We start from the raw sequence: 24,718 nt of genomic DNA, 5'->3' as shown, positions 1-24,718 counted from the left end.
GCGGACCACCGACCTGCGCGGCGGCTATGGCCTCACACCGGTGCTCTTCGCGGCGGCGGGCGCGACGCGGGCGCCGGCCCGAAGCCCGACCGAAAAGGTGATCGAGGGACGGCAGCTCAAAATCGTACGCTTGTTCGGTGGCGACATCCGTAACCGAGTTCAACGCCGCGCCGTACGGTGACTGGCTGTCGGGACTTCTACGGATCCGGCCGGTCGTTTTGGACACCGGCCCGCTGACTTGCGACGTCATCAGCACCGCCAAGTCCCGGTCCGCGCTGCCCTCGCCGTTGCGGGTATCCATGGAATTAGAGGTGCTGCGCGGGCTCGCGGCAGCACACGTATGGGCCGAGGTGCCCCGGGTTCTCGCCAAGCGCGCACGTCAGGAGGGCGTGCCCGTTGAGGTGCTGGAGAGGATCTGGTGGGACGACTACGTCCCGTTGATCAGATTTGTCGACTGCGGGGGGCTCCCGACGACCGACCAGGCGAGAAGGCTCATGCGCCGCGACGAGAGCGACGCTAATACGCTCGTGCTCGCCGGCCTCCTCGCTCCGGTGGTGATCATCGCTGAGGATCGGGACATCCTCGCCAGCGGCTTGGCGTATGAGCAGTGGCGAGACTTTTATCAAGTCGCAGAGACCGTCCACAAGGGCCGCTCTCACGTCCAAGCTGCGGCGACACTTACGGGCTTGGCCGGGTATGGTCTCGTTGGCGTAGGGAAGCTCACTGTTCGAGCGGCCCGCAACCCCTGGTTGGTAGCGATCGCCGGACTCGGCGCTCTCATGTTGTACGGATCCGCCGGCTCATGGGCCTCGCGCCTTCGCGCCAACTGGCAGAGTGGCGCCCCCGGCCGACGTCAGTACGTTGGCGCCTTTGGCGCGATGATGAACGTTGCTGCAGTTCGAGTGCGGCAAGCGGAGACGGTTTGGAGCGCTGGGGAGCGCGGTGCTGCGGGCGAGTCGCTGCTGCATCGGATGGCGTGCGTCCTTGCGGCCGCCGAGACGCCGATGACTAGATCACAACTGCTGGCCGAACTTAGTACTGCAACGGCACTGACCGAGTCGAGTTGTGTTCACGTTCGTTGGGTATCGCGTGACGGATGTCGATGTTGTTCGGTGGCATGCTGAGTTGGACCAGCTCCACGGTCGGATAGCGGCCCGGTTTCGTCGGGCGGAGCCGAGACGGCGGGCTCGTCAGTACATGTGTGGGCTGGTCACAAGCCTGGACCGGAAGAACGGGTGGACCCTTGCGGAGCTGGCCGGGGATGTGTCGCCGGACGGGATGCAGCGGTTGTTGCGGTGGGCGGACTGGGACGTCGACGCGGTCCGTGACGACGTTCGGGACTACGTGGTCGAGCATCTCGGTGACCCGCGGGGTGTGCTGATTGTGGATGACACCGGGTTCCTGAAGAAGGGCGTCCGGTCGGCCGGAGTTCAACGGCAGTATTCCGGGACCGCGGGGCGGAGGGAGAACTGCCAGGTCGGGGTGTTCCTGGCCTACCGGTCAGCTCGTGGGCACGCGTTGATCGACCGGCAGTTGTACCTGCCGGTGTCGTGGACCGATGACCGGGACCGGTGCCGGGCCGCCGGTATCCCGGACGAGGTGGAATTTGCCACGAAGGTGGAGATGGCCCGCACGATGCTCGGCCGGGCGTTGGACGCGGGGGTGCCGGTCGGGTGGGTGACGATGGACGAGGCCTACGGCCAGTGCAAGTCGCTGCGGGTCTGGCTGGAACAGCGGGACGTGGCGTATGTGGTCGCGACCCGCCGCAACGACGACATGGTCACCACCGGCATGGGTCGAGCCCGCGCGGACGAGTTGATCGCGGGCCTGCCGGACCGGGCATGGTGCCGCCTGTCCGCCGGCGCTGGAGCGCACGGCCCCAGGGAGTACTGGTGGGCGCGGGTGCCGGTCCGCGTGTTCTGGAAACCGGGACGCGGGTACTGGCTCCTCGCCCGCCGCAGTATCACCACCGGGGAGATCGCCTACTACGTCTGTTACGGACCCCGGCGGACCCGTCTGGTCGACCTGGCCCGGGTCGCCGGCAGTAGGTGGGCGATCGAGGAATGCTTCCAACAGGCGAAAAACGAAGCGGGTCTGGATGAGTACCAGGTACGGGACTGGCGGGCCTGGTACGCCCACATCACCCTGTCGATGGCCGCCCACGCCTGGCTGTCCGTGGCCCGATCCCTTGCCGTAACAGGGGAACCGACAGCAGCACCGGCATGATGATCGGCTACACCGTACCGGAGATCCGCAGGCTCCTCACCGCACTGGCCGTGCGACAAACCCACCCACCAGAACACGTCTGGTCCTGGTCGAGATGGCGACGACGACGCCAACACCAAGCCCGAACCTGCCACTACCGACAACACGGCTACCCCTGACAACTGCCGTTGCAGTACTAAGGGCGTGTCTCGTTTGGGTGGTCGCCTGCCTGGGGCATGATCTGTGTCCGTGTACGAGGTGATGATCCGTACCTGGGCGCCGGACGATCTGTGGGAGATCGCGGAGCCGTTGATTCCGCCCGCGCCGGTTCGGCGGCAAGGTGGTGGTCGGCGGCGGGTGGATGACCGGGCGGTGCTGGCGGCGATCGTGTACGTGACGCAGGCGGGTTGTTCCTGGTGGAAGCTGCCAGAGGCGTTGTTCGGGGTCACCCGGGCCACCGCCCACCGACGGTTCAGCCAGTGGACCGCGGCCGGGTTCTGGCTTCGGCTACACGAGGCGACCCTGGACCGGCTCGGCAGTGACCGCCGGATCGACTGGTCGCGGGCGGTGGTCGACTCGATCAGCGTGCGGGCGGAAAAGGGGGCGATCTGACCGGCCCAAATCCGGTCGACCGTGGCAAACCGGGCAGCAAGATCCATGTCATCTGTGACCGTGCCGGACTGCCCCTGGCCGTCATGGTCACCGCGGCCAACACCCACGACAGCCAACTACTCCTTCCCATGCTCGACTGCGTACCGGCGATCCGCACACCGAGCGGGCGCCGCCGGTGGCGGCCGGACAAGTTGCACGCGGACAAGGCCTACGACACCCGTGACCTGCGCGCCGAGGTCCGGCGGCGAGGGATCGGGGTCAGGATCGCCCGCAAGGGCATCGAGTCCTCCAAACGCCTGGGTCGCCATCGCTGGGTCGTCGAATCGTGCCTGTCCTGGCTGATGCGCTACCGGCGTCTGGTCCGCCGCTATGACCGCAAAGGCGACCACTACGAAGCCTTCGCCACTATCGCCAGCACCCTGATCTGCTACCGCCGCCTCACCAAATGAGACACGCCCTTAAGTGGGCCAGGACTCGTCCCGCGATGGCCGAGCTGGCTAACCTTCTGTACGGCCATGGCGCGTTTCACGAGGTCAAGCGAGGCCGTTGGCAGCTCGGGCGCGAAAAGGTCGACTTTGGTGGCCTGCGGCGGGCTCGGCCGGACGACCATGACCGGTGATCCGCATGGAGGGGGTTCGAGCCAGATAGTGGCGAACTCGTCTGGCGCTACGTACCGCAAGAGTGACCTCGCGGCCTGTAGCCGCCTGTAGCGGATCTACATACACTGCGGGCGTGGTTGAGGTCGAAGTGGCGGCATCTACGAGTCGTGAGCAGGATGCCGTCCGAATCCTGCTGATCATCGCGGCGAGTGCCTTACCCATGCCGGAGCCGCCGTCCCCCGACCCAGCTCTCGCCGACGCGGTAGGCGTCGTAGAGACACAGGTAAAGCTGCAAAAAGTTGACTTTTGGGTGCGCAATCCGGACTATCTGGCCGCGACGTTGCTCAAGGACTACGAGACCAGTCGAGAGCCGTACCTCCTGGAGCTGGCAGAGAAGATCCTGGCCTCCGATGAGCCAGAGGTCCGTCGGTACCCGATGCTGCGATACCTCTTCGGTGCGTACGAGCCGCTCGATGATGCGCTGGCCGTGCTGCGCAGCGCCGGCCTTGTCATCCGACGCAAACGCGGAACACCCGGCCGTGTCCAGCAGCACGACTATTTCCTGACCGCACGCGGCCGGGAGGCCGTCGACAAGATTCTGGTCACCGAACCGGTCTTCAGCTACTACGTCGACCGTGTGAACCTGGTGGCCACTCTCACCGAGGGACATGGCGGTACGCAGTTGAAGGCGCGGCAGTACCTCCACGATGAGTACCGAAACACGCCAATCGGCAGCCGGATCGGCAGCATCGCGCAACAGACCCGAGGGCGCTTAGCCGAACTCCAAGCTGAGACTGTCGATGGGGCGGGGTCGTGATGGGTAACGACGGCAAGCAAGACGACCTGCCCGCCCGCATCGCGCTCGAAGCGGGCGTCAGCCGCCAACTCGTGCTGACCACGTTCCAACAGCACGGCCTTCCTCTTGCTAGCGCGGCAGCCCTTCCACGTCCGCTACGCGTGAGTCGCCTGAGGATTGCCGGTGATCGCACGGTCACCCCCAAAGGCCCGTTCGACACCACCCTGGAGCTCGGCAACAGCCTCACGGTGTTGGTGGCGAAGGTGCTGTTGCGTTGCCGGTGGTCCTGGGCCGAGGAAGGCTTGACCGATGAAGTTGTCGAGTCGTCGTCGCCGGTGGTCGCCGCCGAAGTCAGCCTTCAGGGGATTCAGGTTTCCGGCTGAGGTGATCGTCGTCGCGGTCCGCTGGTACCTGCGCTACAACCTTTCATATCGGGAAGTGGAGGAACTCCTGGTCGAGCGTGGTGTCGAGGTCGACCACGTCACCGTGTTCCGGTGGGTGCAACGGTTCACCCCGCTGCTGGCTGACGCCGCCCGATTTGCCCGCCACTGCCCTGGTGACCGGTGGTTCGTCGACGAGACGTACGTCAGGGTCAACGGCGTGTGGCGGTACGTCTATCGGGCTGTTGACCAGCACGGCCAGGTGATCGACGTGTTGCTCTCCGCTCGCCGTGATGCCGCTACGGCCGGCGGTTCTTCCAGCGGGCGCTACGGGTGCTGAAGGTGACACCGACCGAGGTCGTCACCGACGCCGCCCCGGTCTACCCGGCGGTACTCGATGACCTCGTGCCCTCGGCCCGGCACCACGTCGAACGGCACGCCAACAATCGGATCGAGGCAGATCACGGCCAACTCAAGCACCGGTTACGGCCGATGCGCGGGTTACAGACCGATATCACCGCGCAAGTGATCATCGCCGGACACGCCTTCATGCAGAACTTACGGCGCGGCCACTACGAACTCGCCCTCGATGCCCCGTCGGCGAAGAGGGTCGCCGCCGCGTTTACCGAACTGGCCCGCGCGATCTGACCACGGAGACCCAACCCCGGCCCCACGCGTCTCCCGCTCAGATAACGCAACGGACCCCCACCGGTCCTCAAGCCACCGCCCGGGCGCACGTCACCGCTGCGTTGGTGGCCGGACTTACTGCTCTGCGGGAGCAGATCGACGCGTCGGAAGAGCAGATCGAGATCCAGTTGCTGCAGCATCCCGACGCGGCGGTGTTCACGTCCCTGCCCCGGGCAGGGGTCGTGCGAGCGCCCCGGCTTCTGGCTGAGATCGGTGACGCGCGCGGCCGATTCCCGACGCCGGAGGCGCTCACCTGCGACCGGGGCCGCGCCCTCGACCAGGCAGTCCGGGAAGGTGAAGATCGTCGGCTTCCGCTGGGCCGTAGACAAACAGCTCCGTGGAGCGGTCATCGACTTCGCCGGCGATTCCCACCACGCCAACCCCTGGGCCGCTGACCTCTACCGACGAGCCCGAACTCGGGGCCACGACCACCCCCACGCCACGCGAATCCTCGCCCGCGCCTGGCTGCACGTGATCCGGCGCTGCTGGCAAGACGGCGTACCCTACGACCCCACCCGCCACCGAGCCCTGCAGGCTGTTCTCGCCTCCGCCACTTGACACAGGGCTACTCATGCCGCCATCCGTGCGCGCCCCGAACCCGGAGCCGTCACGCTCCGCGGTCGGCCTCCGCGGCGATCGATGTCCGAAACTGGCTCCCCTCTGTGTCAAGCCATCGTCGGGAGCGGGGTTCTAAGCTGGGTGGCGGCGGGTCCGGGAAGTGACTTCTCCGAAGAGCCGGCATGGGGATGTGAGCTGGTCACGCTGGAGTCAGTAGTCGTTCCTCGTTGTCCTCCCGGGCCCGTCACCTGGCCGGCCGTGGCGTCGTCGATCATCTGCCGGTAGACGATGTCGGACAGGCGTCGTTTCAGCGCCCGCATCGCTTCCATCGACGTCTTCCCGGCGGTCTTCTTCCGGTCGAAGTAGGCGCGGCCCTCGGTGGGGTTGCGTAGTTGGACGGTGGCCATGATGTGCAGGACTCGGTTGATCTGCCGGTTCCCGGCGCGGGAGAGCCGGTGGCGGACTTGTTCGCCGGAGGAGGCGTCGATGGGGGCGGTGCCGTTCCAGGAGGCGAAGTGGGCCCGGTTCGGGAACCGGGTGACCTCGCCGACCTCGACCAGCAGTCGGGCGGCGCCGGAGGGTCCGATGCCGTGCAGGTCCATCAGCGTGGTCCCGGTGGAAGCCACGAGCTCTTTCAGTTCCTTGTCGGCTTCCTTCGTGCGGCGGTAGACGCGTTCGAGGTCACCGATCAGTTCCGCGGCGACCCGGCGCCGGGTCTTGCCGACGACGTCACGGGGCCGGACCGTGGCCAGCAGTGCCTTGGCCTGGGCGGCGGACAGGCTCTTCTTCGCGCCGCCCGGTATGAGCTCCAGCAACAGTTGGTGCAGCTGGGACACCATCCGGGTGTGGTCCTCACCAAGCGACCGACGACGGTCGACCAGAATCCGAAGCAAGGCGAGCTGCTCATCGTTGACGACCGGACGCAATCCGGCCATCCGGGTGCCGACCAGCGCGATGGAGTGGGCGTCGGTGGCGTCGGTCTTGCGACCCTGGCCGGTCGCGAACACCCGCGCCCTGGCGGACAGCTTCGGCGGGACGTCGACGACCTGCTCACCGTCGGCCAACAACCGGTTGGCGATGTGCCGGCCGATGCCCTGGCAACCCTCAATCGCCCACACCCGGACCGGCCACTGGCCGGTGTACTGTCTCATCGCCGCGTAGCCGTCCCGACCGGTGTCGAACCGGCCGCCGCCGACGATGGTCTCGTCGCCGGCCATGACCTCGATCGTGGCAGAGCGCTTGTGCGGGTCCATACCGATGACCACACGATCCGACGTGACCTTCAACGCGTCCTCCGATGCTCGATCCACCTGAGTTGTCGAGCCGGGAGGGCAACGCTGCTTCGAGCTACGCAAACCCCTCTCGAGCCTCTCCCCGCCCTGGCGGCGCCCGGGACTGCGCAGGCCAAATGAGAGCCACACGACCAGCGTGGGCAGCCGATGTGAGAGCGACAGCCCGTGCACCTGGACCAAAGCCTGGCCGGGCTACGGTCCTACCGCAATGAAACAAGCAGCCGATGTGAGTGCGCCGTCGCCGACGAATGTAAGGGTCTCAGCCGGCACCGTATGAAGCCCTGTTCCGGGCTGTCCAGCGGATGGCGGTGCCCGCCGGGTGTGCCTACCGGCCGTTGTCGGCTTGGGGGGCCTCCAGGCGCCGGGCGATCTGTTCGATGGCGGTGAGGTCGTCTGGCGTGAGCCGGTCGATGAAATGGCGTCGTACCGACTCGACGTGGGCGGGTGCGGCGGTGGTGAGGGCGTCCAGGCCCTCTTCGGTAAGCACGAGGAGGCAGCCTCGGCCGTCGGCCGGGTCGGCAGTGCGCCGGAGGAGGCCGCGCTCCTCCATCCGGGTGGCGTGCCGGGACAGCCGGCTGCGGGACCAGCCCATCTTGTCGGCCTGCGCGTGCAGGGTGCTGGTGTGGCCGGGCCTTTCCGACAGGGTGCTCAGCACCTCGTAGTCGGGCTCCGAGAGTCCGACCGCCGCCAGGTCACCCGAGGTGCCGGCCTGGACGGTGACCATCACCCGCAGAAACGCGCGCCACGCCCGCTCCTCGTCCGGGTTCAACCAGTGCACCGGCGCTGCCTCGGGTCTCGTTGACATGTAAACAATCTACCCCTATATTTCGTTTCCATGTCAACGAAACCGCTCCGCCTCCTCGTCCTGGTCTGCAGCACCCGCCCAGGGGCCCTCGGCCCCGTGATCGGGCAGTGGTTGATCGACGCGATCACGCCCTGCGCCGCCGAGCTTGGCGTCGAGTTGGTGCCGGTGGTCCTCGCCGACCTGGATCTGCCGTTCCTCGACGAGGAGGAACATCCGTCGTCGGGCATCTACCGGCAGGAGCACACCCGTCGGTGGAGTTCGATCGTGGACACGGCGGACGGTTTCATCGTGGTGACACCGGAGTACAACTACGGGATGCCGGCGACCCTGAAGAACGCGCTGGACTACCTCGGCCGCGAGTGGGCGTGGAAGCCGATCGGCTTCGTCAGCTACGGCAACACGTCGGCCGGCACGCGGTCGGTCCAGCACGCCAAGCAGGTGGTGACCACGCTGCGACTGGTCCCGTTGGGCGCCACGGTCGCGATCCGCATCAGTGACGCGGTGGACGACGGACGGCTGCGCCCCGACGCCGCCCGCGACGCGGCGGGCCTCGGTCTCCTGGACGAACTGGTCCGGGTCTCCCACGCCCTCCGGCCGATGCGCGAACGGGCAGGAGCCGGGACGGTCGCCGGCCCCGTGCCCGGGTCGTATGCGCGGCGGCTGACCCCCGACGACGCGCCCGAGGTCACCGTGCTGCAGCGATGCTGCTGGGTAGAGGAAGCCGTCGTCAACGACACCCTGGCCATTCCTGCCCTGCACGAGTCGCTGGAGCAGGTCCGCGAGTGGCTGGCGGACCAGCACACCACCGGCGTCTGGCTAGACGGTCGACTCCTGGGCATGGTGCGTACCCGCCGCGCAGGCACCGACTGGCACGTGGGCCGCCTCGCCGTCGTACCGGACCTACGCGGTCACGGGCTCGGCCGGTGGCTCCTGCGCACCGCCGAAGCCGCCGCCGACCCGGACATCCGCCGCATCATCCTGTTCACAGGCTCCAATAGCCAGCGGAACATCAACCTTTACCAAAGCGAGGGATACGAGCTCGTGCCATCGACCAGCACAGACGGAACCGCGCTCCTCACCAAGGACGCTTCCGCCGACCGGTTTGACGCTGCCACGATGCGGGCGGCGCACTGATCTGCCGCGACCCGCGCACATCCCTCCACCGTGCGGGTGACCGAACGTAGTCAGACGAAGCGGCCGTGTCTGCTGACGATGGCACCTCCCACGGCTGACGGCTGCCAACGCGAGCCGCTGCACCACCACGGAACACCCAGGAACGGCAAGCAGGCACGGGCTTCACCGTTGGGCCGGACAACACGCCGGCCCGCTCGCCTCGCTCGACCGCGCCCGGTCGAGCGCAATTGGCCGCCAATCGGCATATCTTGCTGCAACCGCCGCCTGTTCGATCAGATGCGATTACGCGCTGGTTTGGCTGTCAGGTCCGCGTGAACCTTGCGGTGTCCGGACTAGTTCTGCGGGTGATCTTGCGGAGTCCGGATCTACTTTGCGGGGTCGGTGTAGGGCGGCATCGAAGATGCTGGCCTCGCGTGCCGGACCCGCCGCCCTGGCCCGGCCGGGACCGCGATCGACGGGCGCATTTCTGCGAACCACACGAGCTACATCTGGGTCCGCGCGTACGCTTGCAGTGCGTCGCGGACGAACATCGCCCCCGCCGCGTCGTCGTACATGCCGGCGAAGCGGGGGTCGTCGACGTACATGTCCCCCAGGCCTTTCACCATCTCGATCGAGCGCTCCCGGTCGCCCTCGGCCGTGGGGGTACCCGGGATCTGGCTCAGCCATTGGACGTGCCGGGCAGCCAGTGACCGAGCGTGTTCCGATGTCGGAGAAACCCCGGACTTCACTGCGGCGACCCATGCGGCGACGAGGTCTTCGGTGACCTGCTTCCAGGCCCGCTGCTGGTCAAGGGTCTTGCCGTGCCACCAGTCGTTGCTCACTTGGAACGCGCGCTCGCCCCAGCGTGAGATCACCTCGTCCTTGTAGCGGTCGTTGAACCCCGCCAACATAACGTCCATCCGCGGTTCCGCCCCCGCCTGCACGGCCTCGAGCGTGTGACGCACAGACCGGATCTGCCGTTCGATGCGGTCCCGTTCCTCTTCCAGAGCGGCGATGTGGGCACGGAGCCCGTCGTACGTGTCCACCTCCTCGGCCAGGACCTCGGCGATGGCTGGCAAGCCCATGCCGAGCTGGCGCATGAGCAGGATCCGCAGTAGCCGGGCGACCGCGGTGGGGTTGTAGTAGCGGTACCCGTTCGCGCCGACCCGGGACGGGGCCAGGATCCCGACGCGGTCGTAGTGCCGCAGGGCACGGCTGGTGATGCCGGCCCTCGCCGCGAGTTCCTGGATCGTCCACTCCATCGTTCCAGTGTTACCCGCGGCGGAGCGTGGTTGCGATGATCTCCGAGCTGTCGGCGTGCAGGGCCTGCGCCGCCGTCTGCCCGGTCGCCGCCAGGTAGGTGTCGACCAGCCGGTTGCCCGCGGCGTACCCGGCCCCCATCGGCAGTCCCACCGGGGCGACGCCGAAGCGCTCGGCGCCGGGGTCGCCGTGCACCCAGGCAGTGAAGTTCTGCATGCCTGTCACGTCGAGCCCGGTGAGCACCTTGGCGAAGACCTCGTCGTCGTGCAGGTGCGGCACGCCGATGCGGGTGGGGCCGAGCTCGTCGCCGTAGAGCTGTCGGGCGAAGGCGTCGGCCAGGCCCTCGCCGACGATGTGCTCGCCGACCGTGACGGTCATCGGGTCCCACACGACCCCGCCCGGGCTCCATCGCAGGTTGTGGTTGAGTTCGTGCACAGCGGTGGCCTCCAGCCGCTCCACGTTCTCGGGGAAGGGCCAGAACGTGATGGCGATGTGGCCCGAGATGCCGCCGAACCCGGTCAGTCCTAGGCAGGGACCCATGAAGTGCTCGTCACCCGGATCGCCGAGGACGAACAGCACGGTGATGTCCGGGGCCTCCAGCCCCGGCGTCGCCTCCAGCAGTACGGCGAGAGCGTCGTCGAGCCCGCGTTGCATCCGCTCCCAGGCCCCGGCCGCCGCCAGGGTTTCGAGCGCGTCGAGGCAACGCTCCTCGTCGCGGTCGATGGGGAACCCGGACGATTGGAGGTGCACGGCCACCAGGTCGACCTCGCCGGGGTTGTAGCGGTACATGTCCCTGTTGGCCTCCAGCATCGAACGCAGCAGGTCGACGCGGTCCGCGACCGGGGCCAGCAGGATCCGCCTCATGGCGGCGTAGGTGTCAAGAACAGTGATGGACATGGCCCCGATGCTAGAAGTTGACGCAGCGTCAAGGTCAAACCAGCGGCGTTCTTCGTCGAGGTACGGCCGGCATGCCGTCACCCAGTCCCGTCATGACCGGCGGTTTGCCGCTGCGATGGACTCACGCAATTTGGTCAGCCGCTCTTCCGGTGTGCGCAGCTCCTCAGTCTCGCAGCCCACGGTGAACCGCCTCCACCGCTGCGCCCCCGCCGTCGCCAACTGCGCCAGATAGCCTCCTCGAAGGCATGTCGGCGCAACCCGACAGACACAGCACCGCGACCGCGATGACCGGCGATCGCCAACCTAACCCGTCACACGGAGCTACTTTGCCCGTGGTGACGCCGACCCGAGTGGGGGTCCTGAACGCCGCCGCCCCGGGCGGCCCGGACCGATGGACCGGGATTCAGGAGACAGGCGTGGCCATCGGCACACTACGGCCCCTGCCTCTCCGTACGTCTCATCTGAGGCATGAGCAGGCACGCTAGGGCCTTCAACTAGGGCAACCAGCCGTCGCCACCGAATCGCCGTCAAGATCGTCTCTTTAGCGCCAAAATCCGGTCCGATCCTCCCCGGAGGCCCACCGGGCGATGCGTCGCCGCCCGGAAACCGCAAAGTCAATCCGGACACTCGCGCACGCTGTCGTCCGGATCTACCTTACGGGCCACCGGTCAACGCCTTGATCATCCGCAAAGTCGGAACGGACGCGACAGTTTGCACGCCCTGGATTGGAGGTTCGTTGAAACGGTAACGGTCGCGTAGGTGATCGGGTGACGTGCCGGCACCGAAGCGACCGATCGGTGATCTTCAGTCCGGCAATGCTCTGAACTGCGGGTTTGTGGTGCGACGGCATTGGATGCGGGAATCGCGCATCTGATGCGAGGCTCGTGCGTTGCACTCAGCGTGACTGTCAAGGGTGCCGCGAGCCTCCACCTGGTCTCCGGGGTGGCCTTGCTACGGCCCGAGGAGAGCGTGTTCACCGCGATGCTCGGCGGGTGGCGCGATCAGCAGGTCGCCCGGAACCTGTCGATGTTGACGATCGCGGCGCGGCTGCGGGTGGTCCGGGCGTTCGCCGATCATGCCGGTGGCTACCCGTGGCAGTGGCTTCCGCAGATGGTCGACGAGTGGAGCATGGATCTGCGGTCGGTGCGCGGGCTGCGCCGGTCGACGCTGCGGGGTTACCAGGAGGCTGTCCGGCTGTTCTGCGACTACCTGACCGATCCGGCCTACGACTGGGCGACCGAGTGCCAGCAGCGGTTCGGCTCGCACCCGGTGCAGGTCTGCCACGAGTGGAACACCGCAGTCCATGTGCAGGAGGGCGAGGGCGACCCGGCGAAGCGGGCGTTCACGGTGGTCGAGTTGCAGGCGCTGTTCGACTACGCCGATGAGCAGGTCACCCGCATCCGTGGCGCGGGCCGTAAGGGTTGGTTGCCGGCGTTTCGGGACGCGACGCTGCTGAAGGTCGCCTACGGCTACGGGCTGCGTCGTACCGAGACCCGGATGCTGGACGTGGCCGACTTCGGCACCAACCCGTACGCGCAGAGTTCGGCGAGTTCGGCGTCTGCCACGTACGCCACGGCAAGGCGAGGAAGGGGTCGCCACCGAAGCGGCGCAGCGTGCTGACCGTCTGGCCGTGGACCGCCGAGATGCTCGACCAGTGGACAGCCGAGGTCCGCCCGTTACTCGCTATCGACGGCAACCCGGCGCTGTGGCCGTCCGAACGTGCCGACCGCATCGGCTTGCAGCAGATCAACAGCCGGCTGTCGACCTACCGGGACGCGCTCGGGCTGGGGCCGGGCCTGGACTTCCACTCGCTGCGCCGCTCCTACGTCACCCACCTGATCGAAGACGGCTGGGACCCGCTGTTCGTGCAACAACAGGTCGGCCACGAACACTCCTCCACCACCGCCATCTACACCTGCGTCTCCTCCGACTTCCGCACCCGCACCCTGCGCCGAGCCTTGGACCAGACGCTGCACCACGCCCTGCAACCCACCGGAGGGATCTCATGAAACGCCAGGTCAGCTACACGTGGCGGCTGCGCAACGTGATGGCCGACCACAACATGTTCAACACCACCGAACTGGTGCCACTGCTCGCCGAACGTGGTATCACCCTGTCCGCATCCCAGGTGCACCGACTGGTATCCGGCACACCCGAACGGCTGTCCCTGCCCGTGCTGGCCGCGCTCTGCGACATCTTCGACACCACCCCCGCCGACCTCATCGTGACCAGCGCGCAGAACCTCGCACCGCGCCGACTCGCCGCCGCCAGCGACAGCAGCACGAGCCCCGGCCACCCGGACGCGATCCGGCCACGACGGGCGACCCTACGGCCGGCGCCATGACCAGCGACTGCGCCGACTGCGGCACGATCCCCAAAGGACGTCGCGGCCGGCGCCCCGTCTGCATGCCGTGCCAGCTCAACCGCCGGCTGGCCCGACTTCTCCACAACGGCACCGAGGCCCCCGCTTCGCACCTGGCCGCGCTGGCGGATCACCTGCGCGCCGACCCCGACCCGGAGAAGCTGCTGCACTGGCTGTCCCGATGCGGCCCCGCCGAACTGCTGACCGCGCTGGCCAACGGAAGCCTCGACCTCACCCACGACGCCCTACGCGCCTGGCCACGCCCGATCCCCGCCCGCCACCTGCAACACCACCTCGTCGCCTGCGGCCTGCTACCCCCAGTCGACGGACACCTGCTCAGGTTCGAGTCATGGCTACACCGCCGTCTCGACCGGCTCACCGACCATCCGCACGAGCGGCTGCTACGTCGCTTCGCCCTCTGGCACCAACTCCCACGGCTACGCGCCGACGCCACCGCCCGGCCGCTACGCGCCACCGCCACCACCTACATGGTGAACCAGTTCAACACCGCGCACGCCTTCCTCGACTGGCTCCACACACGCGGCATCGCCCCGGACGCCGTCAGTCAAACCGACCTCGACACCTGGGCCGTCACGGCCGGCGCCGGCCACCGCCACACCATCCGCGGCTTCTTCATCTGGGCCACCCACACCTCGGCCATGCCACGCCACCTGGTACTCACGCCAGTCAAGTTCACTATCGGCGCCGCCATCACCCAACAACAGCGACTCGCCCTGCTCCGGCACTACCTCACCAACCAGGCACCCCTACGCGAACGGGCCGCCGCCTGCCTCATGCTGCTCTACGGCCAGCCGATCAGCCGCATCCACCGACTCCACAACAACGATCTCGAACTATCCGGCAACGCCCCGACGATCCGGTTCGGCGACCCGCCCACACCCATCCCCGAACCGATCGCCAGCCTGCTCCGCGACCTCGCCGCAGCCGCACCAGCCGAGGGCTGGCTGTTCCCCGGACGCCACCCGGGCCAGCCCATCACCTACCAAACACTGCACCGCAACCTGCGCATGCTCAGCTTCCCGCTCAACCAGGCCCGCGTCTCCGCGCTCCGCCAGCTCGTCGCCCAGGTCCCCGCCCCCGTCATCGCCGACGCCCTCGGCATCCACCACACGACCGCCGCCAGACAGGCCGTCAACGCCGGCATGACCTGGAGCCACTACGCCAGCGGGAACCACTCACCGTTACCACCACGGAGTCCACGCGCACGAAATCGCGCATAAGAAACACGCGATCCTGCGTCAACCACTGCCTGTTCCTTGGTTGTCGCGTCCGGGCGAATGTGACACACGAACGATCGTTACCGGACACCACACCGGTCAGCCGCTACCGGCTTACCTCCGGATCCGGCCGATTGGTCCCCGACCCCCCACCTGCGCGTTGAACGCCACCATCGAAGCCGACCGCGCCGGTGACGCCGGCATGGACTTCGCCGTGGTTGCCAGCGAGGTGAAAGACCTCGCCCAGGAAACCGCCCAGGCCACCGGGGACATCACCGGCAACCGTCACGTGATGACGAAAGCTCCATGTACGGCGGCGGCCAGACTCGCCCGTCGCCGGTCGTGCTCTGCTGTCGGCTCCTCTGCGGTGGCGGCGTGGATGAGGCTTGCGGGCGACCACGTGAGCGCGAGAGCGATCACGAGAGCGTGGATGTCTGCAGCGGGAATATCCGTTCGGACGACGCCTGCTTCCTGTGCCCGCATCACCGCATCTGCCTTCGACGGATCCGCCGGGAAGAGCGGACCGCTGGGGGTGCACTCCAGCCGGGCCCACATGGACAGGCGCACCAGATCGGGCCGCTCGAGGTAGGCGTCGTACAGCCGGACCGCATAGTCCGGAAGGTCCTCCGCGGTCAGGATGACCTGGTCTACGACTCCTCGGACCACGTCGGCGAGTACGGCCTCGAAGAGGCCCTCCTTGCTCTCGTAGTAGGCGTACATCTGGTTCTTGCTGACGCGGGCTTCTCGGGAGATGCGGTCGACCCGCGCACCGGCAATGCCGTGGGCAGCGAACTCCCGTGCCGAGGCATCGAGCAGGCGCCGTCGGCTGGCCTCTGTGCGATCCATCTCACGATCATATACGAACCAGTTCGTTTGCCCGGTGACGCCACGAGCGCTACAGTTCGATACGAACCAGTTCGTATTTGGAGGTGTCATGGTTAACAGGAGTCAGCCAGGAGTCGGCCGTCTCAGTGGAACGGTTGTTCTCGTCACCGGTGCAAGTAGTGGCATCGGGCACGCCACCGCAAGCCTCCTCGCCGACGAGGGAGCCGCGGTGGCTCTCGTCGCCCGGCGTGCGGAACGCATCGACGCGCTCGCGGTCGACATCCGGTCGCGGGGTGCGAGCGCGGAAGTCTTCGCAGCCGACATCACCCAAGAAGACGTCGACGCCCTCGTTGGCCGGGTCGTCGAGCGGATGGGACGTCTCGACACGCTGGTCAACTCGGCCGGCATCATGCTGGTCGGACCGGCGGCCGAGGCTCCGCTGCGGGAGTGGCGGCGGACGGTCGACCTCAACGTCTCGGCCTTGCTTGAGATGACTCACGCAGCACTGCCGCATCTGCGGCGAGCCGCGCAGACGTCGCCGCGGGCGGTCGCCGACATCGTCAACATCAGCTCGGTGGCCGGACGATCCGCGATCGGCGGTGCGGCGGTCTACTCGGCGTCGAAGTTCGCGGTCAGCGCCTTCAGTGAAGCGCTGCGCCAAGAGCTCGGACAGCAGCACGTCCGGGTGTCGGCCATCGAGCCGGGGGCGGTGAGCACCGAGCTGACCGACCACATCCGCGACGGCGTACGAGAGGCGAACCAGAGCTGGTACGCCGCCATGGAGACCCTTCAGGCCCGCGACGTCGCCGAGTCGGTCGGCTTCGTCGTGACCCGCCCGCGGCACGTGGCCGTGGCCGACCTACGCGTGCTGCCTACGGAGCAGGCGTGAACGACCCCGACCGGATGGAGCAGATCCGCCGTTCGCTCGCCATCAGCCCGGCCTCCAGCGCCTGGCAACGAACCGCGGACATCACGACCGTCGGAGCGCGCACGGGACGCCCCCGCCGGATCGAGATCTCGACACCTCGCGCATGTAATGCTCGGCGATCAGCCGGTCATAGATCCGTGTCACCGTGTGTCGCTGCTTGCGGGGCGCGTCCAAGTCCGCTCGCAGGATTTGATCGACGATCGGCTTGAACTCGTCCAGTTTCGAGGTCCGCGGCGGCATCGGCTTGCGCGGCTGTGGCCACGCCGACTGCAATGCCGCGCGGACCGTGCGACGGCTCACCTGGTATTTGCTGGCCATCGCCCGCACCGACATGCCGGCGTGGGAGTCCCGGCGGATCGCCGCGAACAGGTCAACCTTCGGCATCGGTGGCATCGGCGGGCTCCCGTTCAGACCCTGCCGATGTTCCCACCAGCTCAGGTGGGGCCGAAACTGGCGAACATCGAAACCACCCGATCGAGGTGGGACCCGAACTGATGAATAGATCCCAGGCCAACGCCCGTCCGACCGCCCTCGGCAACCGAACGCCGAGCAGGCGGGCAAGGCGACAATCGCTGGTCTCGGCCACCGGGGTGAGCTGGTCGGTTTACGCCGACGTCAAAGGCCCTTCAGGACACGATCAAGTGCCGACCGGCCCGCTGGCCCCCAGTTCGGCTTGCCGCCGGGCAGGCCGCGGTCCCCGTTCTGGCCCATCAACATCAAGAACAGGCTCTTCATGGCGGCCAGCCCGCGCGCCCGTCGGACCGTCGCCTCGTCCGCCTGAGCGTAGCTGTCGAAAAACCGCGAGGCGCCCCCCTCGGGCAACAGCAGCCAGGCAGCCCCGAGGTCCCACGCCGGATCACCGGCGAAGAGCGCACCGAAGTCGACGATGCCCGCCAGTGTGCCGTCGGCGACAACGACGTTCGCGGGATGCAAGTCACCGTGCACCCATACCGGTGGTCCCGGCCACTCGGAGGTCGCCGCCGCGTCGTCCCACACGGCCCGGATGTCGTCCCCGGCAAAGCCGAAGCCGTCGAGGTCCACGGCCCCCAGGAAGTGCTCGAACCCACCCCTGAGTCCTTGGGGTGTGTGCCGAAGTCAGAGGCACCCGGCGCGTCGGCGGGCGCCTCCACGTGCAGCGCTTTCAGGAAGGCCGCCAACATGTCGGCCGCATGGTCGCCGCGGACGATCGTCCCGTGATCCAGGGGTGTGCCTTCGACCCATGTCATGACCGTCCACATTTTGGGGAAGTGCTCGGAAGGCGTACCGCTGCGCACCGGAGTCGGGATCGGAAGCGGCAGGCGTGAGGCCAGCAGTGGCAGCCAGCGGCGCTCCTTGAGTTGCAGATCGGGGCTTGTGTCCATCCGCTGCATCCGGATGGCCAAGTCGTTTCCGAGGCGCCACATCTGGTTTCCCCAGCCGCCCGCCACCTCGCGGATGGGCAGGTCGGCCAGGTCCGGATGCTGCTCCCGCAGCAAGACGCGGACCAGATCTTCGCTGACCTCAACCTCGGACTCAATCACGGGAAATCACCGTACTTGAGCCTCATGACCTGACCGGCGCGGCGGGGCACCGTGAACAGCGGCTGCCCCGCGGAACCCAGGAGGCTGGCCAGGGGTGGGTCCTAAAGACACGCCCACAAAAATCGGCGAAAGAGGCCTGGGCCCGAAACCCTCGCCCAAGCGGGACCATCACCAGCGCTCAAAACCAGGCGGTGGTTGCCGTCGATGCGCTATTTCGCGACGTACTCAACTCGGCATGATCGGACGCCGCGTGCCAGCCGTACGCCGCCGCGCTCTGTGACCTGTGCGCAGCCGGCGCTGCCTCGTGCTCTGCGGCAAAACAGGATGGTCACGTCCCGCCGGATGGAACCCGTGCCGCCGACGAGCCGTCGCAGTGAAATGGTGCGTCTCCTCGTCGCCGGCCTGAGTCTGGTGCTCCTTACTGCCTGCAGCCCCGCCCGCCCCGCAGGTCAACGCGATGTCCGCCCGCCCGCACCCGCTGTAAGTGAACGTGACGACACGTCATCGTCGCGGGGGTCGGTCGCGGACTACTTCTCCCCTCCGCAGCCCTACCCGGGCTCGACGTGGACCAAGGCAGGCCGTCTGGTCGACGGGCGGGAGTTGAACAGCATCGCCGGGCCGGATCACTGCGATTGGCAGAGCGCTGTGATGATGCACCTCGGGTGGCCGCTGGGCACCGTCTCTCAGTCGACCGCCGAGATCCGCCAGTTCATCCGTGACCCAGACGGGATCATCGGATATGGGATTCACGACAAACTTGCGATCGCCACCGACCTGCCTGATGATGCCCGGGACACCGGGTATCGCAACGGTGAACTTCAGCTTTGGCTCTCACCGTCGGATCCAGACGCGGCATACCTGCGGGCAGGAGATGACGTCGAGCGTTGGCCGAGAGCCGATCCCATCGTTGCCTGCCGCTAGGGGCTGTTTGGGGTTCGGATCTCGGTGGGGCCGGTGGTGGGCTGGCTGCGGCTGGTAGAACTCGTTGGTGGCGCGTTTCGATGTGACGGATGCTGAGTGGGCGTTGATCGAGCCGTTGCTGCCGGTCGCGGCGACGGGGCCGTTGCCGCGTCGGGTGCGGGATCAGTTCAACGGGATCCTGTGGCGGTTCAGGACCGGGTCGGGGTGGCGTGATGTCCCGGAGCGGTATGGCTCCTGGTCCACGCTCTACTCCCGGTTCAACGGCTGGGCCAGGGCCGGGGTGTTCCAGGACCTGATGAACGCGTTGATCGCCGAGGCCGCATCCCGTGGGCTGGTCGGGCTGGAACTGGTCAGTGTGGACTCCACCGTGGTGAGGGCGCACCACGAGTCAGCTGGTCTGGCGGTCGCCGGAGAGACGCTGGATGCCCTGGAACAGGCGCTGACCGAGGAAAAGGGGGCTCCGATTCAGGCGCAGCCGCCGGTGTGGCGGGTGACGCACCGCAGGCCGCACCCGCACCCGCACCCACGGCCGAGGGAAATGGTGCGGACGCGTCGGGTCAGGATCGTGGTGCCACCCGGCGACGCCGTCGGGCCCGCGCCGCGGCTGCCGGGCTCGGCCGGTCCCGGGGCGGACTGAGCAGCAAGGTCCACGCCGCGGTCGACGCCGCCGGGCTGCCCCTCGTGTTCGTCCTCACCCCGGGCCAGGCCGGGGACTGCCCGCAACTCCCGACTCTCCTGGGCAGGATCCGTGTTCCGGGCACGGTCGGCCGGCCCCGCACCCGCCCCGACGCGGTCGCGGCTGACAAGGCCTACTCCTCCAAGGCGAACCGCGCCTGTCTGCGCCGCCGCCGAATCACCGCGGTCATCCCAGAGAAGGTCGACCAGCAGGCCAACAGGAAGAAGAGGGGTTCGGCGGGAGGACGACCCGTCACCTTCGACCCGCGGCGCTACAAGCAACGCAACACCGTCGAACGCTGCTTCCAGAAGATCAAGACCTGGCGCGGGCTGGCCACCCGGTACGACAAGGCCCCGGAAAGCTACACCGCCGGACTCCACCTCCGAGGCTCGATCATGTGGCTGAAACACCTCACCACAACCACATGATCCGAACCTCGAACAGCTCCTAGCGCCGTAGTGACGGGGCATGTCCTCCGATGTCCAGCCCAGCAAGAGCATCAGATCCCCGGTGTCTCCCCCGGCGCGTTTCCACTCGTGGGCGGAGTTGTGTCGCCACCGGTGGGCGTGCACGTCCGGTACTCCGGCCGCCTTGCCCAGACGCTTGAGCAGGATCTTGATCCCGTTCGGAGTCAAGGGTGCGGCGCCACGGCTGGCCAGCCACAGATTCGGCAATGCGGCGCCCTTGTGCTTGTCCCGCGCGCGCAGGTACCGGCTCAGCGCCCGGGCGGTCTTGGGGCCGAACCGGACCCGCCGGTCCTTGGCGCCCTTGCCGTGAAAGTGCACCGACTCGGTGTTCAGGTCCACGTCGGTGACGAGGAGGTTGCCGACCTCGGACAGTCGGGCACCGGTGTTGCAGTACAACCGGATCAGCGCCTCGTCGCGCAGGTTGGTGAAGCCTTTGCCCTTGCACGCGTCGAGGAGCTTGCCGGTGTCCGCGTCGCGCATGACCGGGATCAGCTTCCGCGGCGTCTTCGGCTGCCGGACCCGTTCCATCGGCGAGCGGTCGGTGGCCTGCTCGTCGACGAGCAGCCACTTGAAGAACTGCTGCAGTCCCTTGTGCTTGTTCAGTGCGGTCGACGCGGATCTGGTTTCGATCATCCAGGCTTGGAACGCCTCCACATGGGCCCGCGTCACCACGCACGGATCGTCGGCCGCGTCCTCGGCGTCCGGATCCGGGGAGTACTCCCCGAGATAGCGGCCGAGTTGGGCGGCGGCGAGCAGATAGTTGTAGCGGGTGGTCTGTGGGTAGTTTCCCGGCGCACAGTGACCGGTCCCAGTCCCGCAGGAACCCGGCCCAGCCCCGCGACAGGCCGGCGGTGAGCTTGTGAAGATCGAGTAGTGGCATGGCAACCTGCCCGAGTCAAGGAGTCCAACAGCGGCACGCTAGACCGGGCATTCATGCCGAGCTATGAGAAGAGGGCCCCCGCAAGTCTCTGACCTGCGGAAACCCTCTCGCTGTCGGGACGGCCGGATTCGAACCGACGACCCCTTGACCCCCAGGCAACGATCATGGTGCGGGTACCTGCTACATCACCCGGCTTCCGCTGCCGTATCAGTCTCCCAGCGTTCGCCAGCGTCCCAGATCGGTCGTGCCGGTTGTCACTCAGTTGGTCACTCGGATACACCGGTCAACAAGTGGCTTGCCCAGGCGTCCTCGTCGTACGCAACGCCCGGTACCCAGCAAACTCGGTGCCAGGCGGCACGGTTTAATAACTCAGACACGGCCTCCCACGAGGTTGCAGGTTCCTTAGCACCTATTGGCAGACACTGCCCTTTTCGTGTCGATTGGTCGAAGATGGCCCAGTCCTCACGATGCATGTGCCTTGAAGGGGCGAATGTCGGCCAGCCGACACTGCATGATCGAGAGCGTCATGCCGCGCCCCCCGCCTTCGCCTGTAGGGTGATGCGGCTAAACGCTTTGGAGGATGCATGCCCCGCAAGCAGGCACGACAGGTCAAAGCATTTGTCATGCATGGTCGAACGCCGAGGACGCTCCTTAACTACGAGGGCTTCTTTCAGTGGCTTGCCAATCTTCCAAGCCCCGCCACTGAGACGCCGGTCGCGCAAGACCAGATGCTCGCTGTCGCCGCCTCGACCACCGAAGGCGAGTTCATTCATTTCCGCTTTGTCAGCGGAAATCCGAGGGACACTCCCCTGCTATTCAATAGGCAAACAGGTGTCACTGTTCAGGCCCGCACCCCGGAAAATACTTGGCTCGCGCAGCCCACGAGGGTCTCGGTCATTCCGGGAGACAGATTGATTTTTGTCGAAAATCGGCGCCGGGGCGTAAGTGCTTCCAGCCTAGAACGGTATTTTATGAACGTTAGCCGGAGGAATGGTTACGGCATCGTTGATCTCGACCTTGACCCACTTCCCGCTCCGTCACTAGAGCGCGAGATTCTCGACTTGTCTAGAATCAAGGAAGCTTCTATCGTCGTAAATAGACCTAACTCTGACTGGAACGATGCTAGCGACGCTCTTTCGGAGCTCGCGGGAAGCTCCGGCGGCAAAGACGCAGCCGTCGTGGTACATGCACCTCGGGGCGCATCTCTCAGCAAAGACGAAGGCATCATTAATGTAATCATCTCGAATATTCGACGACGTCTGCCAAATATTCGTGACATGAGGGTGGTTGGTCGCAGACAGGGCGAGCCAACTGATCATACGGTTTCGTTGGAGAAACACCAGCTTCGTGTTGTTGCACGCGTAGATGACGAAGCGTCGCTAAGCGACCAGGACGAAAGCGTCCGGGAAGCCGTTAGGAAACTCGCGGAACGTGCGCTTCCCATTGTACGACAGCAGGGGGACACCGAGTTGCCGCCTCAACCTGAATCGGCGTAGACCAACTTGTCACACCCGAAGTCTAGGCTGATGTTATGAGCGCGAGCCCGGAAGCCTCAGGTCGGAAGAAGAAGGCAAGCCCCGGCGTGCCTAAACAAGATCTATTCCGCTTCACTCGCCGCTACGTCTCTCCCCGGCTAGGGGAGACCCTTCTGCACAGAAACGCTGTATTGAGCTTGCTATTTGCGGGTCTGCTCGTTTTTGTGTCTTTCAGGCTAAATTGGGTGCCCGCTCTCCAGAAGGTGGCCGTTAAAGATCTCGTTGCCGGCATGCTCGCGTTCTCCGCTCTCGGATTCGGCGCCGCTACAGCGGCAACCGTCTTGGCTCTGGGGATACCGCGCGGGCAACTGTACTTCACAATGATTGTAAATGGACCGGCAGCGCCCCGCGCCAAGGTCGAGAAGGTTGGATCCGCCATAACAGTGGAAGCGGTTGATGGATCCGAGGAGCCATTGTTGACTTCGGATCTGTATGGCCCATCATTCAGATCCTTCTACGGCGATCTCATCTTCACCTTCGCGTGGACCCTTGGGACCCAACTCAGTTTGGGTGTTGTTAGTGTCATATACTTCGCGATTGCCGGCGACCTGAACATGGTTGATTGCTCACACTGCCGACGTTCCAGCATTGGCCTTTTCCTCATGGCAACAATGTTGTTCTACGCCATTCTTCAGATGGGCTCCCTTATTCGCGCGATGGCGGATTACGCAAGGAATCAGGAGCTTTACGACAGGCGCGACCTGGGTCTCTAGGGGTCGGACAGGGGATGCGCGACAACCTCAGCCAGCCGAACATATGCGGATCCTAATCCATTCTCCAGAGTTGGCGTTTCCGCAACTGATGGATACCGCCCAGCACCGATCAACAAGCTGAGGCGTGCATTCGGCTACCAGTATCTCTGCTCGGGAGTGTTGCCCGGCGCCTTCGCTCCCGAAGGTCAGTCGACCAGGTTGGCGTTAAAGTAGTCCTGTACCGGCCCATAAAACGGATACGGCACATATTCTACGAGCTTTCCCCGATTGCACCAGTCAACATCGGCAAGCTCTTCCTCGTCTGCGACGTACGCCGTACCGTCTACCACCTGACACGCGACGTACACCATTGTCCGTCCAGTAGCGGGATGAACGCGCTCACCAAGTCGCCGCACAGATCGCACCGTAAGGCCGGTCTCCTCGTGCGCCTCTCGCACTGCGGCGTCCACGTCGGACTCCCCCGGCTCGACCTCACCCGCCGGAAACTGCCACGACAGTTGGCCTTCCTTGACCCGTCGCTTGACCATGAGAACCTGACCATCGTTCACAATGATGGCGGCAGCAATCGAGGGCTGCTGGTTCACAGTTCCTCCCTTAACGCCCGCAATACGGGCGGATAGATTCTATCCGACGGGATGAAGCGAGTAAGGTCCCGCCATTTCACCCACAAGGCGTCCATATTCTCTGAGACATCACGATTCTCGACGGAACCGGTCAGGTATTCGCACCAGAAGTACTCACAGTTCACTCCGGATAGCGGGTGAATACGGCTACCAAGTCGCTCCCGCACCACGCAGTGAATTCCTGTCTCTGCCAGCGTTTCACGCACGGCGATGGTACTTGCCGACGCTCCCGGCTTTACGATCCCCGCCGGAAACTGCCATGTTATGCCGCTGGGGTCCTCATCTCGGCGGCAGACGATTAAGACGTCTGATTCGGTCGCAACCACTGCTATCGCGACCGTAAGCTCCACAGCCTCGCCCGATCGAGCGTCGGCGGCTTCGCTTGCCCGAATCTGACGGACGAATCTCAGCTTCGTTGGCTCGCCTGCCCGCTCGTAGGCGGTATCGAGGACGCGTTGTAGTTCCGTCCGAAGAACGATGTCCGGCCTCTCATGCCAACTCGCAACGGTTCGCCGAGCCACCCCTAGCTGCCCGGCAAATTCCCCCTGCGTCAGGCGTAAGGCGCTCTGCAAAGCACAGGCATGCAGGCCAGTCCACTGGTCGACAATCTCCACGGCTTTAGCTCCCCAAGCTGGCACGGCAGACGCGAGTCTAGTTCCAGTCGCCAACCAGTCTGTGCAGCAGATGCACCGGGACTGCACATCGGCTGCACAGGCTGCTCACCCAGGATGCCGGCTTCCGCGATGAACTTGCCCCATCGACACGAACGGAAGCCTTCGGGAGGTGATGCATTACCCGTCCGACCTGGTCGAACGCTTCGGACCCG

21 protein-coding genes and 6 pseudogenes are annotated in these 24,718 nt (G+C 66.3%); 16 read left to right on the top strand and 11 right to left on the bottom strand.

Features of this window, described 5'->3' with window-relative positions; translation table 11 throughout:
- The first annotated feature begins 137 nt into the window (after positions 1-137).
- From H4W31_RS23775 to H4W31_RS23750, 6 genes and pseudogenes are all read left to right on the top strand, one after another.
- A complete protein-coding gene (locus H4W31_RS23775) occupies positions 138-1,124 on the top strand; it encodes a PIN domain-containing protein (RefSeq protein WP_192768668.1) in 987 nt (328 codons plus the stop codon).
- On the top strand, positions 1,090-2,226 hold the full coding sequence (locus H4W31_RS23770) for an IS701 family transposase (RefSeq protein WP_192768667.1): 1,137 nt from the start codon (positions 1,090-1,092) through the stop codon (positions 2,224-2,226). The genes H4W31_RS23775 and H4W31_RS23770 overlap by 35 nt, the downstream gene beginning before the upstream one ends.
- Positions 2,227-2,466: 240 nt before the next feature.
- A protein-coding gene (locus tag H4W31_RS23765) for an IS5 family transposase (RefSeq protein ID WP_404825729.1) occupies positions 2,467-3,266 on the top strand; the annotation gives its coding sequence in 2 pieces (ribosomal slippage) (positions 2,467-2,806 and positions 2,806-3,266; 801 coding nt in all).
- A gap of 283 nt (positions 3,267-3,549) precedes the next feature.
- Positions 3,550-4,233, top strand: coding sequence for a hypothetical protein (locus H4W31_RS23760; protein ID WP_318783370.1), 684 nt, complete (start codon positions 3,550-3,552; stop codon positions 4,231-4,233).
- A complete protein-coding gene (locus H4W31_RS23755; RefSeq protein WP_192768666.1) occupies positions 4,230-4,595 on the top strand; it encodes a hypothetical protein in 366 nt (121 codons plus the stop codon). The genes H4W31_RS23760 and H4W31_RS23755 overlap by 4 nt, the downstream gene beginning before the upstream one ends.
- Positions 4,522-5,240 (top strand): annotated as a pseudogene (locus tag H4W31_RS23750) (IS6 family transposase). Before H4W31_RS23755 ends, H4W31_RS23750 begins: the two are co-directional and overlap by 74 nt.
- Before the next feature lie 704 nt (positions 5,241-5,944).
- Here the strand turns inward: H4W31_RS23750 and H4W31_RS23745 are convergent.
- Positions 5,945-7,147: an IS110 family RNA-guided transposase gene (locus H4W31_RS23745; RefSeq protein ID WP_318783272.1), complete on the bottom strand. Its 1,203-nt coding sequence runs from the start codon at positions 7,145-7,147 to the stop codon at positions 5,945-5,947.
- A gap of 307 nt (positions 7,148-7,454) precedes the next feature.
- A complete protein-coding gene (locus H4W31_RS23740) occupies positions 7,455-7,934 on the bottom strand; it encodes a MarR family winged helix-turn-helix transcriptional regulator (RefSeq protein ID WP_192768665.1) in 480 nt (159 codons plus the stop codon).
- 30 nt (positions 7,935-7,964) lie between these two features.
- On the opposite strand from H4W31_RS23740, the gene H4W31_RS23735 reads away from it, so the two are divergent.
- Positions 7,965-9,068, top strand: a complete 1,104-nt coding sequence (locus H4W31_RS23735; protein WP_192768664.1) for a bifunctional NAD(P)H-dependent oxidoreductase/GNAT family N-acetyltransferase — start codon at positions 7,965-7,967, stop codon at positions 9,066-9,068.
- Between the two features lie 482 nt (positions 9,069-9,550).
- Here H4W31_RS23735 and H4W31_RS23730 read toward each other — a convergent pair whose 3' ends face one another.
- Together H4W31_RS23730 and H4W31_RS23725 are read right to left on the bottom strand one after the other, a co-directional pair.
- Positions 9,551-10,309 (bottom strand): MerR family transcriptional regulator, encoded by a 759-nt coding sequence (locus tag H4W31_RS23730; RefSeq protein WP_192768663.1) that lies wholly within the window; start codon positions 10,307-10,309, stop codon positions 9,551-9,553.
- A 10-nt stretch (positions 10,310-10,319) separates the two neighbouring features.
- Entirely contained in the window at positions 10,320-11,204 is an 885-nt protein-coding gene (locus tag H4W31_RS23725; protein WP_192768662.1) for a DUF2268 domain-containing protein, read from the bottom strand.
- Positions 11,205-12,173: 969 nt separating this feature from the next.
- Here H4W31_RS23725 and H4W31_RS23720 point away from each other — a divergent pair.
- From H4W31_RS23720 to H4W31_RS23705, 4 genes and pseudogenes are all read left to right on the top strand, one after another.
- A pseudogene (locus tag H4W31_RS23720) lies at positions 12,174-13,213 on the top strand (tyrosine-type recombinase/integrase).
- A complete protein-coding gene (locus tag H4W31_RS23715) occupies positions 13,210-13,548 on the top strand; it encodes a helix-turn-helix domain-containing protein (protein WP_192768661.1) in 339 nt (112 codons plus the stop codon). Before H4W31_RS23720 ends, H4W31_RS23715 begins: the two are co-directional and overlap by 4 nt.
- Positions 13,545-14,807: a site-specific integrase gene (locus H4W31_RS23710; RefSeq protein WP_192768660.1), complete on the top strand. Its 1,263-nt coding sequence runs from the start codon at positions 13,545-13,547 to the stop codon at positions 14,805-14,807. The genes H4W31_RS23715 and H4W31_RS23710 overlap by 4 nt, the downstream gene beginning before the upstream one ends.
- A gap of 151 nt (positions 14,808-14,958) precedes the next feature.
- A pseudogene (locus H4W31_RS23705) lies at positions 14,959-15,126 on the top strand (methyl-accepting chemotaxis protein); the annotation flags it as partial.
- Here the strand turns inward: H4W31_RS23705 and H4W31_RS23700 are convergent.
- Positions 15,090-15,650 carry a TetR family transcriptional regulator gene (locus tag H4W31_RS23700; RefSeq protein ID WP_192768659.1) on the bottom strand — a complete coding sequence of 187 codons (561 nt, stop codon included), beginning with the start codon at positions 15,648-15,650 and terminating at the stop codon, positions 15,090-15,092. The pseudogene H4W31_RS23705 and the gene H4W31_RS23700 sit on opposite strands and share 37 nt — an antisense overlap.
- Positions 15,651-15,684: 34 nt before the next feature.
- Between H4W31_RS23700 and H4W31_RS23695 the strand changes: the two genes are divergently transcribed.
- A complete protein-coding gene (locus H4W31_RS23695) occupies positions 15,685-16,518 on the top strand; it encodes an SDR family NAD(P)-dependent oxidoreductase (RefSeq protein WP_318783369.1) in 834 nt (277 codons plus the stop codon).
- 81 nt (positions 16,519-16,599) lie between these two features.
- On the opposite strand, the gene H4W31_RS23690 is transcribed toward H4W31_RS23695, so the two are convergent.
- From H4W31_RS23690 to H4W31_RS43825, 3 genes and pseudogenes are all read right to left on the bottom strand, one after another.
- Complete coding sequence (locus tag H4W31_RS23690) at positions 16,600-16,941, bottom strand: hypothetical protein (protein WP_192768658.1); 342 nt, start codon at positions 16,939-16,941, stop codon at positions 16,600-16,602.
- Between the two features lie 231 nt (positions 16,942-17,172).
- On the bottom strand, positions 17,173-17,598 hold the full coding sequence (locus tag H4W31_RS43830; protein WP_318783368.1) for a phosphotransferase: 426 nt from the start codon (positions 17,596-17,598) through the stop codon (positions 17,173-17,175).
- A gap of 125 nt (positions 17,599-17,723) precedes the next feature.
- Positions 17,724-17,960 (bottom strand): annotated as a pseudogene (locus H4W31_RS43825) (phosphotransferase); the annotation flags it as partial.
- Positions 17,961-18,677: 717 nt separating this feature from the next.
- On the opposite strand from H4W31_RS43825, the gene H4W31_RS23680 reads away from it, so the two are divergent.
- Both H4W31_RS23680 and H4W31_RS23675 read left to right on the top strand, forming a co-directional pair.
- Positions 18,678-18,998 carry a hypothetical protein gene (locus H4W31_RS23680; protein ID WP_192768657.1) on the top strand — a complete coding sequence of 107 codons (321 nt, stop codon included), beginning with the start codon at positions 18,678-18,680 and terminating at the stop codon, positions 18,996-18,998.
- A gap of 67 nt (positions 18,999-19,065) precedes the next feature.
- Positions 19,066-20,102, top strand: a pseudogene (locus H4W31_RS23675) (IS5 family transposase).
- 84 nt (positions 20,103-20,186) lie between these two features.
- Here H4W31_RS23675 and H4W31_RS23670 read toward each other — a convergent pair.
- Positions 20,187-21,026, bottom strand: a pseudogene (locus tag H4W31_RS23670) (tyrosine-type recombinase/integrase); the annotation flags it as partial.
- Between the two features lie 579 nt (positions 21,027-21,605).
- On the opposite strand from H4W31_RS23670, the gene H4W31_RS23665 reads away from it, so the two are divergent.
- Entirely contained in the window at positions 21,606-22,517 is a 912-nt protein-coding gene (locus H4W31_RS23665) for a hypothetical protein (RefSeq protein ID WP_192768656.1), read from the top strand.
- Between the two features lie 35 nt (positions 22,518-22,552).
- Positions 22,553-23,269: a hypothetical protein gene (locus tag H4W31_RS23660; RefSeq protein ID WP_192768655.1), complete on the top strand. Its 717-nt coding sequence runs from the start codon at positions 22,553-22,555 to the stop codon at positions 23,267-23,269.
- Positions 23,270-23,454: 185 nt separating this feature from the next.
- Here the strand turns inward: H4W31_RS23660 and H4W31_RS23655 are convergent, their stop codons facing one another.
- Together H4W31_RS23655 and H4W31_RS23650 are read right to left on the bottom strand one after the other, a co-directional pair.
- Positions 23,455-23,853, bottom strand: a complete 399-nt coding sequence (locus H4W31_RS23655) for an NUDIX hydrolase (protein ID WP_192768654.1) — start codon at positions 23,851-23,853, stop codon at positions 23,455-23,457.
- Positions 23,850-24,506, bottom strand: coding sequence for an NUDIX hydrolase (locus H4W31_RS23650; protein WP_192768653.1), 657 nt, complete (start codon positions 24,504-24,506; stop codon positions 23,850-23,852). The genes H4W31_RS23655 and H4W31_RS23650 overlap by 4 nt, the downstream gene beginning before the upstream one ends.
- Positions 24,507-24,718 lie beyond the last annotated feature (212 nt).

Origin of the sequence: Plantactinospora soyae, assembly GCF_014874095.1 — a bacterium.
Taxonomy (GTDB): domain Bacteria; phylum Actinomycetota; class Actinomycetes; order Mycobacteriales; family Micromonosporaceae; genus Plantactinospora; species Plantactinospora soyae.
Note: the sequence above shows the minus strand (reverse complement) of the source record. Positions and strands in the feature narration are given on the sequence as shown.